Origin of the sequence: Streptomyces sp. CB00316 (genome assembly GCF_001905595.1) — a bacterium.
Classification (GTDB): Bacteria; Actinomycetota; Actinomycetes; order Streptomycetales; family Streptomycetaceae; genus Streptomyces.
In genome coordinates this window covers 516,592-531,443 of record NZ_LIXI01000003.1, presented here as the reverse complement: position 1 = coordinate 531,443, position 14,852 = coordinate 516,592, and the positions used below count along the sequence as shown (strand labels likewise).

Annotated in this window: 16 protein-coding genes; 6 read left to right on the top strand and 10 right to left on the bottom strand. The window is 69.0% G+C overall.

All coding sequences use genetic code 11. From position 1 onward, the window contains the following. Positions 1-417: 417 nt before the first annotated feature. From AMK21_RS10400 to AMK21_RS10385, 3 genes are all read right to left on the bottom strand, one after another. Positions 418-786 carry an STAS domain-containing protein gene (locus AMK21_RS10400; protein WP_073876465.1) on the bottom strand — a complete coding sequence of 123 codons (369 nt, stop codon included), beginning with the start codon at positions 784-786 and terminating at the stop codon, positions 418-420. After that, the gene (locus tag AMK21_RS10395; RefSeq protein WP_073876463.1) at positions 783-2,177 is read right to left on the bottom strand and encodes a PP2C family protein-serine/threonine phosphatase; all 1,395 of its coding nucleotides are present in this window, start codon (positions 2,175-2,177) and stop codon (positions 783-785) included. Before AMK21_RS10395 ends, AMK21_RS10400 begins: the two co-directional genes overlap by 4 nt. Positions 2,178-2,864: 687 nt before the next feature. After that, the gene (locus AMK21_RS10385; RefSeq protein ID WP_073876459.1) at positions 2,865-3,392 is read right to left on the bottom strand and encodes a hypothetical protein; all 528 of its coding nucleotides are present in this window, start codon (positions 3,390-3,392) and stop codon (positions 2,865-2,867) included. A gap of 531 nt (positions 3,393-3,923) precedes the next feature. Between AMK21_RS10385 and AMK21_RS10380 the strand changes: the two genes are divergently transcribed. Continuing rightward, the gene (locus AMK21_RS10380) at positions 3,924-4,673 is read left to right on the top strand and encodes a hypothetical protein (protein WP_143194850.1); all 750 of its coding nucleotides are present in this window, start codon (positions 3,924-3,926) and stop codon (positions 4,671-4,673) included. A 454-nt stretch (positions 4,674-5,127) separates the two neighbouring features. On the opposite strand, the gene AMK21_RS10370 is transcribed toward AMK21_RS10380, so the two are convergent. After that, positions 5,128-5,466 (bottom strand): thioredoxin family protein, encoded by a 339-nt coding sequence (locus AMK21_RS10370; protein WP_073876455.1) that lies wholly within the window; start codon positions 5,464-5,466, stop codon positions 5,128-5,130. Between the two features lie 207 nt (positions 5,467-5,673). After that, positions 5,674-6,813 carry a PucR family transcriptional regulator gene (locus tag AMK21_RS10365; RefSeq protein WP_073876453.1) on the bottom strand — a complete coding sequence of 380 codons (1,140 nt, stop codon included), beginning with the start codon at positions 6,811-6,813 and terminating at the stop codon, positions 5,674-5,676. An 86-nt stretch (positions 6,814-6,899) separates the two neighbouring features. Here AMK21_RS10365 and AMK21_RS10360 point away from each other — a divergent pair, with 86 nt between their 5' ends. After that, entirely contained in the window at positions 6,900-7,964 is a 1,065-nt protein-coding gene (locus tag AMK21_RS10360; protein WP_073876451.1) for a ferredoxin reductase, read from the top strand. 7 nt (positions 7,965-7,971) lie between these two features. Beyond that, complete coding sequence (locus AMK21_RS10355; protein WP_073876449.1) at positions 7,972-9,090, top strand: fatty acid desaturase family protein; 1,119 nt, start codon at positions 7,972-7,974, stop codon at positions 9,088-9,090. A gap of 284 nt (positions 9,091-9,374) precedes the next feature. Here AMK21_RS10355 and AMK21_RS10350 read toward each other — a convergent pair whose 3' ends face one another. After that, positions 9,375-9,779: an STAS domain-containing protein gene (locus AMK21_RS10350; protein ID WP_234421882.1), complete on the bottom strand. Its 405-nt coding sequence runs from the start codon at positions 9,777-9,779 to the stop codon at positions 9,375-9,377. A gap of 107 nt (positions 9,780-9,886) precedes the next feature. On the opposite strand from AMK21_RS10350, the gene AMK21_RS10345 reads away from it, so the two are divergent. Beyond that, a complete protein-coding gene (locus AMK21_RS10345; RefSeq protein WP_073876787.1) occupies positions 9,887-10,270 on the top strand; it encodes a helix-turn-helix transcriptional regulator in 384 nt (127 codons plus the stop codon). A gap of 384 nt (positions 10,271-10,654) precedes the next feature. On the opposite strand, the gene AMK21_RS10340 is transcribed toward AMK21_RS10345, so the two are convergent. Together AMK21_RS10340 and AMK21_RS10335 are read right to left on the bottom strand one after the other, a co-directional pair. After that, the gene (locus AMK21_RS10340; RefSeq protein WP_073876447.1) at positions 10,655-11,002 is read right to left on the bottom strand and encodes a hypothetical protein; all 348 of its coding nucleotides are present in this window, start codon (positions 11,000-11,002) and stop codon (positions 10,655-10,657) included. A gap of 251 nt (positions 11,003-11,253) precedes the next feature. Continuing rightward, positions 11,254-12,219 carry a pirin family protein gene (locus AMK21_RS10335; protein ID WP_073876445.1) on the bottom strand — a complete coding sequence of 322 codons (966 nt, stop codon included), beginning with the start codon at positions 12,217-12,219 and terminating at the stop codon, positions 11,254-11,256. 165 nt (positions 12,220-12,384) lie between these two features. Here AMK21_RS10335 and AMK21_RS10330 point away from each other — a divergent pair, with 165 nt between their 5' ends. Continuing rightward, positions 12,385-12,738: a tetratricopeptide repeat protein gene (locus AMK21_RS10330; protein WP_073876443.1), complete on the top strand. Its 354-nt coding sequence runs from the start codon at positions 12,385-12,387 to the stop codon at positions 12,736-12,738. 121 nt (positions 12,739-12,859) lie between these two features. Further along, complete coding sequence (locus tag AMK21_RS10325; protein WP_073876441.1) at positions 12,860-13,525, top strand: hypothetical protein; 666 nt, start codon at positions 12,860-12,862, stop codon at positions 13,523-13,525. A 198-nt stretch (positions 13,526-13,723) separates the two neighbouring features. Here AMK21_RS10325 and AMK21_RS10320 read toward each other — a convergent pair whose 3' ends face one another. Both AMK21_RS10320 and AMK21_RS10315 read right to left on the bottom strand, forming a co-directional pair. Next, positions 13,724-14,497 carry a CbtA family protein gene (locus AMK21_RS10320; protein WP_073876439.1) on the bottom strand — a complete coding sequence of 258 codons (774 nt, stop codon included), beginning with the start codon at positions 14,495-14,497 and terminating at the stop codon, positions 13,724-13,726. 51 nt (positions 14,498-14,548) lie between these two features. Then, positions 14,549-14,764, bottom strand: coding sequence for a CbtB domain-containing protein (locus AMK21_RS10315; RefSeq protein ID WP_073876437.1), 216 nt, complete (start codon positions 14,762-14,764; stop codon positions 14,549-14,551). Between the last annotated feature and the right edge of the window lie 88 nt (positions 14,765-14,852).

Below are 14,852 nucleotides of genomic sequence, written 5' to 3'. Positions count from 1 at the left end.
CGTGAGAGATCGTCCCGGCGACTGCCCGGGAAGCTGAACCCGGCTGGGGAACCAGCCGGGTTCAGTTGTGGTACACCCTCATAGCAACATCAGCGACGCTGGCCAGCGTGCTGAGCGGAAGGCGGTGGACGGTCAAGGTGCTGGCGCTCTCATAGCCAGCCCGGACCACGCTGACGGCAACTCGGTGTTCGTACGCGGGCCTCCGGCGGATCCGTAGCCGCGAGATCTGCCCCTACGCCGGACCGGCTCGGCCGGAGTCGTCCCGCCGATGTGCGGTGCCCTGAACAGAGCGGCCGAGCGGGCGTCGCGATCAGTACGCAGGTCGCGGCGCGTGCTGGGTCGTGCTCTCGCGCGCTTGACCGACGCTGTGCCGTGCCAGACGAACCAGCTGGAGCCGGTTGTGCGGATGAGGGGTTCTCAGGCGGTGAAGCGGTTGTCCTGGCGTGCCAGGAGCGCGGTCCTGGTGCAGGGGTAGGCGGGCACGAAGGCGTCCATCCCGGTGACGCTGAGCAGGCGGTCCAGCCGTTCGGGGATGGTTGCCAGGGTCAGGGAGCCGTTGGCGTCCTTGGCGCAGCGCCAGATACCGATGAGGGTGCCCAGCCCGGAGGAGTCGCAGAAGGTGACGTCCGCCAGGTCGGCGACCAGGTCGGGGTGTCCGGCCGCGATGAGGTCCAGGGCGCGGGCTCGTACGGCGGGTGCGGTGGCGACGTCGAATTCGCCGGACAGGGCGATCACGGCCAGGGTGCCGTCGGTGTGCGGGACGTCGATGTGGAAGGCGTCGGTCATGGGCGTGGGTTCTCCCCGACGCAGACGTCGGCGGTCGGGGCGGCGGCGCTGTGAGCGGTGGTGGTGATGCCTGTGGGAGCGGCGTCGGGGGTGGGAACGGACAGGGCGAGCAGGGCTACGTCGTCGCGTTCGGTGTCGGGGAGGGTGTTCAGGAGCGCGACGGTGTCGTCGATCAGGACGCCGGCGCTCAGCGGTCCCGGCCGCTGGGCCAGGAAGTCGGTCAGGCCTGTGTCGGCGAGCATGTCACCGTCGGCGGTTCGGGCTTCGGTGAGCCCGTCGGTGTACAGCAGCAGTCCTTCGCCGGGTGCCAGGTGCAGGGTGTGTGAGGCGAAGGCGGCTTCGGCGAAGGCGCCGACCAGCATGCCGCCCTTTGCACGGGCCGCTTGGACCCGCACCCTGCCGTCCTCGGTGGGGCGCAGGTGGTAGGCGGGCGGGTGACCGCCGGTGGCCAGTGTGACCGTGAAAACGCCGTCCCCGGTGGGGTCCAGCAGGCCGAAGATGGCGGTGCAGAAGCGGGTACCGACTGCCGGGTCCAGCAGGAGCGCCGTGTTCAGTGCCTTCAGCGCAGCCGTAGGGTCCGCGTCGACGAGGGCTGCGGCCCGCAGTGTGTAGCGGGTCAGTGAGGTGACCGAGGCGGCTTCAGCGCCTTTCCCGCACACGTCGCCCAGGAAGAAAGCCCACCGGCCCCCGCTTACGGGGAAGACGTCGTAGAAGTCGCCGCCCACTTCCTGCGGGGAGGCGGTCTTGTAATGGCAGGCCAGCTCCAGACCCGGTACCGCGGGCAGCGCCGGGGGCACCAGGGTGCGCTGCAGGGTCGATGCGAACGTGGCGATCGCCGCCCTGTCCCGCTCCGCACGCCGGCGGGCCTCTTCCTCCGCCTGTCGCTTGTCCTGCTCGACCTTGCGGAGCTCCTGCTCGGCACGTACCGCGTTCAGTGCCGATAGGCGCAATTCAAGCTGGTCACGCACTACCGCGGCCAGGTCACCGAGGGTGGACGCCTCGACCTCGCTGATCTCACGGGGGCGGGTGTCGAGGATGTTGACCGTGCCCAGCCGGTACCCGTCGGCGGTGATGATCGGAGCGGCGGCGTAGAAACGCACCCCCATCGGGCCGGCGACCAGAGGGTTGGAGCAGGCGACCGGGTCCAGCAAGGTGTCGGGGATGAGAGTGGTGTCATCGCTCAGCACCGCCGAGGCACACAGGCCCGGATCGCGGCCGATCTCGGTGACGTCTTCCAGGCCGTGCGTGGCCTTGAACCAGATCCGATCTTCGTCCACGATCGTCACCGTCGCCACAGGCACCTCGAACAACCGTGCCGCCAGCGCCGCGACTCTGTCGTAGGCGCCGTCCGGTGGGGTGTCGAGGATGTCGTAACGACGCACCGCCGCCATCCGCGCCGCCTCAACCGATGTGAGCAGGGGAGCGCTCGGTGCTATCGCAGGCGGGCTCGCTTGTTCCGGCATGGTCCTCGTCTCGTCATCCCCCAGAAGGCACCGACCGGACAGCCAGCACCCCGGCACCCTACCGAACGTCCCGGCACCGCCCGGTCCGCGTCGACGAGGGCTGCGGAAGCACCTCCACCACCGTCATGAAGTCGAGGGCGAGCAGGGTCGCCCTCTCCCCAAGGATTCGAAGCCGTTTCCACCCAGTCGAGACCAGGAACTCCAGCCCGGGACGATGCTTCTGCTTCGTCCTCCACGTGAAACCGCCTCCGGCTTCGAAACAACACCGGCACCGAACCCGGATCCCGGACCGGCCAGACGACCTCCGACCCGTTTTTGATCTGCCAGGCGGCCGTCCACCGACTCGCCCAGTTGTCCCGCATAACCAGCTTCCCCGCACGTCCTGGTCTGCACCGCCAGCGGCGGCGGCAGCACCACCATGCTGCCCTCCCTGACCGCCCAGTGCCTCCACCAGGGCGCCCACGCCCTTGTCCTGGACACCAAGCGGATCTTCCACCTGTGGGCGAAGGCCCTGCCCACGGTCACCGCCCCCCGGTCCCGGTCGAGCAGGCGCGCCTCCCGCGCCGGTCAGGCCGAGTGGCGAGTGAGGCCGCGGAGTCGCTTCACTGTCTCCGGTCACTGGCTGACCTGCTGCAGTTCCCAGTAGTGGGGTTCGATGGGGACCCGCCTGACCACGACACGGCCGGTTACCTCGGGAATGTCGACGACCTTTCCCCATGAGTTGGATCCGTCGGCGGGGGTGTGCTCGATGTCGGCCCACACCACGCTGCCGGGCCCGGCGGAGCCGGATGTCACGGTCCACTCGGCGTACTTGTCGGCACAGGGTTCGTTGACCCTGAGCCTGTAGTCCGTGTTCACGCCGAGGCAGGTGCGGGGGTTGGAGCCCGGTGTCGATACTTCCATCGTTCCGTTGGGGCGCTTGTGTACCTGCCAGTGCGCCGACGTTGACGCGCTTTCCGTGCAGGTGCCCAGTCCGACCGAGCCGATGTTCGCGTGCGTTTTGGGCCAGACCAGGCACTTGCCGTCCTGGAGAGCAGCGAACCGGTACACCCCGTCGACGACTGGGGCGGCATGGGCGGGTTGTGCAAGGGCCGCAGTGGCCGCAGCCGCTGCGGCCACGACGGCGATGATGCGTGAACGCATGGGAAGGGGCTCCTCGGAACAGCTGTGGTCGCGCCGGTCACCGGCGCGGGCGCGGTCGATACATGCTCCGCCGGGGACGGCGGCGGCACCCATCGTGGACCACCGGTCCGCCGGATAGCAGTCCGCCTCGGCCACTGTCACCCGCCTGGCTGAGCCGCGAATAAGAGTCCGAAGTCGTCGTGCGTAGAGGTGGGTGGGTCGCTGGCTGGTTAGGCGCGCCCGTGCATCCGGGGGGCTGCAGGTCCTAAAAAAAGGCACGCGCGAGTACCCGTACGCCCGCAGACACTCTCCATGAGCCGGGGTGAGCGATATTCCAAAACCGACTTGGTCTCCCTATCGTCATCCGGCATGGGAAGAGATGCCTGGGGTGAACTAGCCCGCTCGTTGAACGGGCTGCGCGCTGCGTTCGACGAGACCTACGAAGCAAGCCACGGGTTTCTTCCGGGGTCGCCCGCGAGCGAGGAGTGCGGGCGTGACTCTCTTGGCGGGGCGTGGGGCGCCGTGCCTGCCCGGGATGCCAACATCACTCCCTTGACGTCCGTGTTCGTTCTTCTCGACCACATGGAGAGCCTGGGCACCCTGATCACGTCTCCAGGAGGAATCACGGCGACGCACACCATTGCCCGGGCCATGCTCGACATCGCGACCGGACCATGGTTCCTCCTGGAGCCCGGCATCGGAGGACGCGAACGAGTACGCCGTCATATGAACCTTCGCCTCCAGAGCCTCAAGGAGCAGACTCATCTGGAGACCGGAACCGAACGCACGGCGATCAAGTCGCATGCCGAAGGGCGCATCCAGCGCATCGTGCAAGCGGCGCGTACGCACGGCTTCGACGTGCGCCGGGAACGCGACCGGTACCAGCCTCCGTTCCTGGACACCAAGCTGCCCACCACCACGACCTTGGCAACCCAGATGTTCGATCCCGCGCTCGGCCAGCTCTTCTGGCGCCTGGGCTCAGCGGTCGCTCACGGACAGCAGCACGGGATCAGCATGTTCATTGAGCAGATCGACCAGCCGGTGGACCCCCTTCATGGCGATGCCGCAGTCCAGATGGGAGTCAACGCCCAGAGCACCGCACTGCGATGCGGCGGAGCGCCACTGGCCGTGGTTTGCACCCTCCAGCGGCTGTTCTCCCAGTTCGGATGGGACACGACGCGGTTGTCGCACGCCACGGCGGATGTCATAGATACGTGGCAGACCGTGGCTGGAGTCCAGGGAGGCCTGCTCCCGGACAGCTTCCGCGCCAACTCGACGACCAGAGGTCAGAACAGGTCCTGACCCGACCACCCACCGCTGACACTGTCAACCCGAGGGCCCGCGGCTACTCACAGATCCCCATACGTGTATCCCGTGGGGGCGATGCGGTTCGCGGCCGCAGTAGCCGTCCATGCTGGAACCGGTGCCGCTACGGCCAGTGCCGATGTTCAGCCCCCGGCGCCTCGTCTGCGAAGCAGCACCAGGCCGTGGGATCACGCCGGTTTCGATCCACGGTTCAGGCGTCGTGCGGTGAGGTAGCGGGACTGTAAAACGTTCGCTCGTTTGACAGACCCAATCCGTGTCGACAGGGCTTGGAGTCCACGAGAGCTGCCGGGTGCCCATCGATGACGGGGTCCTCGACGCGCGACACGGCGCTTTCCGGGGTCACGTCGCAGGTCGGACACGACACGAGCGCGGGGTAGACGGCGCGGCCCCATGGCCGAGATGTGAGCGCGCTGCGGCCACATGCCGCCGCTCAGAGGCGGCCGTCCAGAAGCTTCCGTACCTCGGTGATGGTCGTAGGCCCCGTGCCGTGCGCCACCGCCTCTCGCTCCTTCAACAGGACGTAGGACGGGGCTTTGGTGATCCCGTATCGCTCGGTTGTCGACGGGCATCGTGTGATGTCGGCGCGGACGACCGTCAGGCGGCCCCTGCAGTCGTCGGCGATGCCGCTCATGACGAGGTCCATCGCCCGGCAGGGCTCGATCGCCTTGGGCCATGTCCCGGTGAAGTATGCGAGGACCGGAAGTCCGCTCCTTCCGAGGATGAAATCGAACTCCACGTCCTCACGGGGGCAATGAACCTGTTTTGCCACGGGCGCTCCTGACCTCACGTTTTGTCGCTCCCTCCCATCATCCCCCGCGTCGCGCGGTGTGCCAGGCCGGCCCGGTCGGTCGTCCGGCTACCTGCCGCGCGCCCCGTAGGACAGCCTGGACTGTCCGAGGCCTCGTCCGGTCTTCACGTCGCCCCCGGCCTCAGCCGGCTCATGCCGCCTTCCCCCGGGCCTTGGTCGAAATGCGCGTCAGCTGTCTCGCAGACCGACCGCCAGCGTCAGTTCCAGGACCCTGTGTGGCGATGCGAGATCCGGAAACCGCTCCCGTAGCTGCGCCATCCGGTAGCGGACTGTCTGGGGATGGACGAACAACGCCGCCGCCACCTCGTCCCGCCTGCCCTGGTGCAGCAGCCATGCCCGCAACGTCTCCTCCAGCCGCTGTGCGGTCGCGGCAGGCAAAGTTCGCAACGGGGCGAGGGCCCGGGCACGCAGGTCTGCGAACGCGTCCACGTCGGCGCTCAGCACCAGCTCGGGCAGGTGGTCCTCGGTGTCGCGAATATCAGGGGAGAGGGAACGCGCGCGTACGGCTCGTGCGTACGAGGCGGACGCACGAGTCCATGGCCGCGCCGGGCCGACCACGGCGGTGCGGTCGGTCAGCTGCCGCAAGAGATGTGATCGGTCGGCATCCGGGACGAGCAGCACACCGGTGGCATCCGGCAGATCGTCGAGGACGAGGGTGCCCGGGTCGAGTGCGCGGTAGGCAGGCCGGGCCTGGACGGCGGGCAGCAGGACGGCGGTCAGCGTAACCGGAGGCTGCCACCCGGCCCGTTGACAGGAGGCCAGCAGCACGTCCGGGCCGGCGCCGGTGAGGAGGTCTCGGGCCAGGTGTTCCAGGTGGCGCTCGTGGGCCCTGCCCCGGGCGGCCAGTTCGTCGGCATGACCCGCGGCGCTCGCGGCGGAGAGCTCGTCGATGTAGGCGAAGGTCAGCTCGGCGAACTTGGCGACCTCGGCGGCAGGCAGACCTGCGGGTACGGCACCCGCTGCCAGGCATCGCCAGGCCACGCGGGCACCGACGCGGTAGGCGCTGAGCAGGGCGTCCATCGAACGGCCGTCGCGCACCTCGCCGCGGCCCAGCTCGTAGGCGGCGTCACCGCCATCGCCGCCTGTGGCGTTCCCGCTCGCGAGGTCCAGGTAGTGCCCCAGGGCGGTGCGGACGGCTCGGCGGATGGTGCCGCCCATGCGGCCCGAAAGGGCGTTGGCATAGGAAGGGACCTCGTCGATGATCGCTTGGACGACCTCGTCGGCGGTGGTCTTCAGCGCGGCCCGAAGTGCGGTGACCGTCGTCTCATCCAGGGCCAGTTCGCTGGCCCTCCGGACTGCATGACTCACGTTTTGTTCCCTACGAACAATCCAGCCGACCAGATTCACGTCCTGCGGTCAGGACTTTACACCTTGAGGCACAGCAAGCTGGAGTCATGACGAGTACAGCCCTCCGCGGCAGGGCGTGGAAACTGCTGGAGATGGTCACGACGCCGCTGCTGCCGTCGGACTACCTCGACCTGGTCAGCCCGCTGCGTACGGGCGCTGACCTACGGGGGCGCATCGAGGCCGTGCACCCCGAGACGGGTGACGCCGCGACTGTCGTGATCAGGCCGGGCCGGGCCTGGCGCGGCCACACAGCCGGTCAGTACGTGCGGATCGGGGTCGACGTCGACGGGGTGCGCCTGTGGCGTGCCTATTCCATCACCTCGCCGACGAATCGCCAGGACGGCCGCCTCACGATCACCGTGAAGGCGATCCCGGACGGCAAGGTCAGCAACCACCTGGTCCGCAGGGCGAAACCGGGCACACTGATCCAGCTCGACCAGCCGACCGGTGACTTCGTGCTGCCGCGGGTCAGGCCCGCCAAGGTGCTCTACCTGACGGCCGGCAGTGGCATCACGCCCGTCATGGGCATGCTGCGCGACACCGAGTTCGACGACGTCGTCATGGTCCACTGCGCGCCACAGCCGCAAGACGTGATCTTCCGCAACGAACTGCACGATCTGGTCGCGGGCAAGAAGCTGCGGCTCACCGAGGTGCACACCGACACGGACGGCAAGCTCGACATCTCCCGTCTCGACGAACTCGTGCCCGACTGGGCCGAGCGCGAGACCTGGGCCTGCGGGCCCGCAGGCATGCTCGACGCCGCCGAAGAACACTGGACCGGGCACGGCGTCCAAGAACGCCTGCACACCGAACGCTTCCGCCCCAGCATCGTCGTCGCCGGCGACGGCGGCGGCGGCGGCGAGGTCACGTTCAGCGCCACCGGCAAGACCGTCGACGCGGACGGCGCCACGCCGTTGCTCGACATCGGCGAGGAGGCCGACGTGTTCATGCCCTCCGGGTGCCGCATGGGCATCTGCTTCGGCTGCGTCACGCCACTCAAGGCGGGTGCCGTCCGCGACCTGCGCACCGGCCAGATCACCGAGGCCGAGCCGGGCGTCCTCATTCAGACCTGCGTGTCCGCCGCGGCGGGCCCCTGCGACATCGAACGGTAGGAGCACCTTGACCGCCATCGACCCCACCGCCCACCTGACCGCGGAACAGATCGAGGAGCTGGGCCGCGAGCTGGACGCGATCCGCGACGAGGTGATCGCCGACCGCGGCGAGAAGGACGCCGCCTACATCCGTAAGGTCATCTCGGCGCAGCGCAAGCTCGAACTGGTCAGCAGGGGCGTGCTGCTGTTCTCGATCTTCCCGCCCGCGTGGCTGCTCGGCACCGCCGGGCTGTCCGTGGCGAAGATCATGGACAACATGGAGATCGGCCACAACGTCCTGCACGGCCAGTGGGACTGGATGCGAGACCCGAAGATCCACTCCACCACCTGGGAGTGGGATCACGTCTCACCGTCCGATCAGTGGAAGCACTCGCACAACGAGCTGCACCACACGTACACCAACGTGATCGGTAAGGACAACGACCTCGGCTACGGCATCATGCGCGTCGACGAAGACCAGAAGTGGCACCCCTTCCACCTCGGCCAGCCGCTGTGGAACTTCCTCAACGCCTGCTTCTTCGAGTACGGCATCGCAGCGTACGATCTGGAGCTCGGCAAGAACCTCACCAAGCGCCGCCGCAAGAACCCTGAATTCCGCGCGCGAGCCAAGGCAGTAGGCCGCAAGATCCGCAAGCAGGTGCTCAAGGACTACGTGATCCACCCGCTGCTGTCGGGCCCGTCATTCCTCACCACGCTCGCTGCTACGTTCACCGCGAACCTGATCCGTAACATCTGGACCCACTCGGTGATCATGTGCGGGCACTTCCCCGAGGGCGTGCAGGTCTTCGAGCGCCGGTCGATCAAGGGCGAGACACGCGGCCAGTGGTACCTGCGCCAGATGATGGGCTCGGCGAACATCAGCGGGGGCAAGGCCATGCACTTCATGACCGGCAACCTCTCGCACCAGATCGAGCACCACCTCTTCCCGGACCTGCCGAGCAACCGGTACGCCGAAGTCGCGGTGCAGGTGCGCGCGCTGTTCGAGAAGTACGAGCTGGAGTACGTCACCGGCCCGCTGCCCAAGCAGGTGTTCTCCGCGTGGCGCAAGGTCTTCCGGCTCGCGCTTCCGAACAGAAAGCCCAAGGTCAAAACGCCTGATCACGAGCGGGAACTCGTCACCGCCTGATTCCGGTATCGGTTCAGCTCTCGACCGTGTCGGCGGCTGCGCCGCGTTCGGTGAGATCCGTTGCCGACGGTGGGCGACCGCGACGAAGGACCTTACGACACGGGATCCTGGGGCATACCAGCAAGGGCCCCCATGCGAAGGATGGAACGTCGGCTTCAGAGCGAGGACCAGCCGTGCGGAGGCGAGACCCGTACGCCCTGCATCCTCGGGACCCGGCGGAGCCCGGCGCAGCGGGCCTGTCCCGGCATCGGCATCCCTGGTGGCGCTGCCGCAGCGCAGTGCGGTTACGAGGAGGCCGCGTCCTCGATCGTCTGCCGCACCTCCAAGACGCTGTCGACACCGGTGATCTCGCAGAGGCGTCGTACCTGCACTGAGGGGGCGACGACGCGCAACGTCCCGATCTCGTTGGTGAGGATCAGCAGGTTCAGGAACGTCGAGTCGGCGAAGGTGACGGCGGAGGCCTCGAGGACAACCTTCGGGTACTGCCTGGCTGCGGTGTGCAGCGCCTGGCGCAGCGGAGTGATCGAGCCCATGTCGTACGCGCCGGCAGCGACGATCACCCAGGCCCCGCGGTACTCGTACTGCCGCACCTCGGGACCGTACGAGGCGTCCACAGTGGCCGACTCCAGGGGCGACATAGCGCCGGTGCTGCTCGTGCACATCGACAAGGCGGTCTCATTCCAGAACACCCCGGGCTCCTTCTCAGATTCTCCCGCGCGGGAGCACGTCATCGATTACCGGAAAAATATGTCATGCAACGCGCTTCAGGCAACCGACGTCCTCTAAAATGCTGAACATGGCCGCAGTACCTGAGTCCCACACCGGATGGACGTTCATCACCAGCCACGCGCGCGTGCTGGCCGCCATCACCGACAACCCGAAGATCCGCATCCGCGAGATCGCCGCTCACTGCCGGCTCACCGAGCGTGCCGTATCGAGGATCATCTCCGACCTGGAGCAGGACGGGTACCTGTCACACACCCGTGAAGGTCGCACGAACACCTACCGCATCGATCCGGACAAGGTGCTGCGCCATCCTGCCGAAGCCGGCCTGCCCGTGGCCTCACTGCTCTCCCTGCTCGTGCGGGACGAAACCGAGCGCACCGGAGCACCGATCGACCACAAGCAGCATTTCGTGGACACCACCGCCACAACGAGCGCAGCAACCCCCGGGGCCTAGTTCAGGGGTGCGTCAATTCAACGGCTGATCCTGGTTGTTGGATGGTCAGTTGTTGGGCGAGGTCAGGCGGCCTTCGAAGGCGATCTGGAAGGCGCAGCCGGAACGGGCACCAAAGTCCACTCGGGAGTGTCACGCGCCCCCCGCTCCGAGGCCTCGACCGTCTCCCCGACTCGACCCGGTGGCCCTGCCCCCGATGCTGATCATCCGGGGAATGTGTCGATCCGGCTCGGCGCGCTCAACGACACCGCATGGCACGCCGGCCAGGGCGGCACCGACGCCGGTGAGACCCGGCCCGGCACCGGGAGCCGCGCGGCGTGGCCGGACGGATGTCGGTCGCGGGCCCGGTTCCGGTCGTCGGCTTCCAGCCGGAGGTCGACGTCGCCCTCAGGGGCGCAGGGACAGGTAGTAGTCACCGACCTCGGACAGATAGCCGGAGTCGGCCGTCTCGCTGTCGGTGGTGAAGCGCGGAGCCGCCTTGATCTCCTCGCGGGACGATGCGACTTCCACCTTCTGCGCCACGGTGTCGATGGAAGCGACAGCGCCGGCCGGGATCAGAACGCTCCTGCCGAACTTCCACACGCCGGTGTCGACCACCAAGTGCTGCATGCCGGGCTGGTCCTGCTGCCGGTCCACATGCCCGATGATTCCGTCAGCGGCCTCCACCGTGAACCCCACCATCGACTGGCGGGCCCCGTACCCGCTGTCAGGCGCGTACATCCACACACTTCCCACCGGTACCTCTCCTCATCCTCTGCGACCTGGGCCGCAAGTTGTGGGTGGTGCCGGGCATTTCGGTGGCCCGGACCATCGTGTCGGCGGGCAGCACCGGTCCCACCAGACGTCGCCACACCCTGCCTCACGGGGGAGTCGCGCCCAGGATCCGCAGCAGACCCCTCGGGCCAAGCACGCAGCTACGAGTCGAACAAGGACGACGCTTTCACCACTCCGACCGGCCTGAGGCCCGATCGGACGATCACCTCAGCTCAGCGCACCCTCCCCCGCGGCTTCAGCGGCGTCGCGGGCAGCTCGGGCGCCGGAAGCGGAGCGCCGTCGTAGCCCCGCACCGCACCAAACCTGGTCCCGTTCATCCAGTCGTCGCGGGCCTGTGCGATATCTTCTTGGGACCGTCCGATCCAGTTCCAGAACATCACGATCTCCTCCTCGAACGGCTCGCCGCCCAGGAGCATCAGCCCGGCGTCGGAGAGGGCGCGCAGCGGCAGTTCCGTGCGGCCGCAGCCGAGGTAGAGCATCGAGCCGGGCAGCACGGGTACGCCGTCGACCTCGGCCTCTCCCGACATCGACAGGACCGCGTACTCGAAGTCCGGGTCCAGTGGGAGGCGGGCTTCGGCGTCCTCGGTCAGGGTGACGTCGGCGCCGACGATCGGGGTGTAGGAGGTGCCGGGTGAGGCCGCGCCGTCCAGTTCGCCGAGGATCACGGTGGCGGTGAGGCCGGGGGCGGTCACGGCGGGGAGGTCGGTGTGGTGCTGGAAGTGCGGCTCCACGTTGCGGTGGGCGTCAGGGAGGGCCACCCAGAGCTGGGCCCCGTGGAGGAACCTGGCGTGCGGCTTGGGGCTCTCCTCGGAGTGGCTGATGGCTCGGCCCGACGTCATGAGGCCCAGCTCGCGGGGGCGTACGGTCTGCAGACTGCCCAGGCTGTCGCGGTGCAGGACCTCGCCGTCGTGGAGCCAGCTGACGGTCTGCAGGCCCATGTGCGGGTGGGGCGGCACCTGCATACCGGGCTCGTCCGCGATGTCGTCCGGCCCGTAGTGGTCGACGAACGCCCACGCGCCGACCATGCGGCGGCCCAGGTTGGGCAGCAGGCGGCGCACCTCGGTGGACTCGCCGAGCGGTACGCGGCGAGGGTTGAGGAGTTCACGGACCGGCTCGGCGACGACGAAGCCTCGCCCTCCACAGACGGAGGGAGTGGCCTGGCGATCGAGATTGCTCATGGCGCTCAACCTATTCCCGAGGGGGCGTGGAGCGGCGGCACCCACGCCAAAGATTTAGTGGAATGTTCAACCAGTATGCGTGTTGTCACGGCTGAACGGATGGCGGGACGGGAGCTCGGCGGTTCGGCCCCGAGCGAGTGGCCTGCACGATGACGAGGAGGACGCGTGAACGAGGCCTACTACGAGTTCGGCACGGCCGCCGACCGGTGGGACCGGGCGCAGATGTTCTTCGAGGCCAAGGAGTACCTCACGGCCGCACGGATCCTGGGCGGGCTCGTCGAGGAGGCCCCGGAGCAGGTCGCGCCGCGGCTGCTGCTGGCCCGGTCCTTCTACCACTCCGCCCGGCTCGGCCGGGCCGAGGAGGAGCTGCGGGCGGTCCTGGAGCTCGACCCGGTGGAGAGTTACGCGCGCCTCATGCTGGGCCGGACGCTGGAGCGCCAGGGGCTGCAGGCCGAGGCGGCGACGCAGCTGCGGATGGCCGCCGCGCTCGAAGGCGACTTCGGGCCGCGGGAGAGCTGACCGGGACCGCCGTCGACCCGCACGGGAGGACGGGGGCGCACCGGAGCGGTGCGGCCCCGTCCTCCTTTACCAGCCGGTGCGAGCCGCCGATAATGAGCTTTCCGGGACGAAGGGTCGGGGGATGCGCAGATCCAGGGGTGCGGAGTTAGGCCGGGCGCGGGTGGCCGCGCTCATCGCGTCGGCGGCGGTGGCCGTGTCCGGTTGCTCCGGGGGCGCCCAGGAGGCAGCCGGAGCCCCGGGGAAGCCCGCCGCCCGCGCACCGGGGATGCACAGCTGGACCGGCAGCCCGTGCGAACTGCTCACGGGCGCGCCGCTCGCCCAGGGGTTCACCATCGGCTCGACCACCGATTCCGCCGACCCCGACGCCCGGGAGGACATCGGGGAGAACGGCGCCCGGCCCCGCTACCGGAAGACGGGCTGCCTGGCCGATCTCGCGGGCCCGGACGGGACGTTGTGGGAGCTCAGCACGACCGCCGCCGTGTACGAGGACGTCGGTCCCGCCCACCACGCGTACCGCGTCAAGGAAGACCTCGACCGGGCGCACGGGCGCTGGACGCGGCGGGTACACGACGCCGCGTACGTGAAACCGGCCGGCGACCAGGGCCGCCCCGGCCGCACGCTCCTCCTGTGGAACGGGGACCTCCTGCTCTCGGTGACCACGTACGGCCCGTACGGGAGCAAGGAACACCAGGTGCGCGACGACCTCGGGGCCATCGTCGAGAACACCGCCCGCCGCATGGAGGACGAGCTGCGCGACCGCGACGGCCCCTCCCCCACGGCATCCTGACGGACGGGCGGGCGGCCTCAGTCCCCGGGCCGGTGTTCGCGACCCGGTCGAGCCACTCCTTCATCAGCGCCGCCGCCGCGGTGCTGGGCCCCGCTCCCTGCGCCGGGCCGTCGGGGCCGTAACACCGCTCCCCCTCCCCCCGGAAACGACAGAACCCGCCGGATACACCCCGGCGGGTTCTGCACGGAGCGCGGGCGGTCAGCCCGCGGGCGTCGCCACGCGGGGCACGTCGGCACCGTTCACGGAGGCCAGCAGCCGCTCCGTGGAGTAGCCGAAGATCAGGCCGAACCCGGCCCAGAACGTGGTCTGGACGGCGAGCGTGGAGAGCCGGAACTTCCACAGCAGGCCGGCCGGGAAGTCCTTGCCGACCTCGTCGAACGAGGGCAGGAAGGCGTAGGCGAGGCCGATCGCCAGGACGAAGCCCGCGGCCGCCGCGATGGTCGCGTTCCAGTTGCCCAGGCCCGGTGCGAGCCGCTTGCCGATGATCACGGCGGCGACGGCCAGCAGCAGGCTGAGCGCGACCATCAGGAAGAACAGGGTGGTGCGCTTCCCGATGGTGTCGGGGTTGCCGACGGCCGGCGGGTTCGCCGGGTACTTCAGGAACGGCACCACGTAGACGGTGAGGAGGGCCGCTCCCGCGATCAGCGCGGCGGTGGCCCGCGGGCCGAAGTCGCCGATGCGGCCGAGCGCGTACGCGAACACGAGGGCGGCGATGCCGCCCACCGCGACGCCGAAGACCAGGAGTGCGGTGGCGAGGCCGCCGGTGGCCTGCAGGGTGCGGCTGACCAGTTCCTCTTCCTCGCCGCCGCCACCGCCGCCGTGGGCGGCGTGGCTGTGCGCCTCTTCGATGGCGATGGCGGCGTCCACCTGGGACTCGCCGAGGAAGTACGCCACGGCGAGGGCCAGCGCACCCGCGATCACGCCCGCGATCATGCCGCGCACGAGCAGGGCTCTGACAGATATGGAGTTCACGACTTTCCCTGTTTCCCTTGTTCCTTCGCCGAACCGGATGTCGCGGGTGGCTCAGTGGCAGGGGAAGCCGAGCAGGTGACGGCCGTCGTGGACCCATTCGTGGACGCCCTCGCCCGAGATGAGGGCGGTGGCGCCCTGTTCGGCGCCGACGAAGTACAGCAGTACGAGCGCCAGGATGCCGACGAAGACCGCCCAGGGGGCAAGGGCCTTGGCCGAGATCGGGGTGCTGGCGGGTGCCCCGGTTGCGGGAGCGGCGGACTGCGCCATGGCGGAACCTCCTGTGGGAACACGCGTCCCTGTCGTGGTACGTCCGACGAAGGTGCTGGGTCTGACTTCCCGCACAGGTACGGGTACA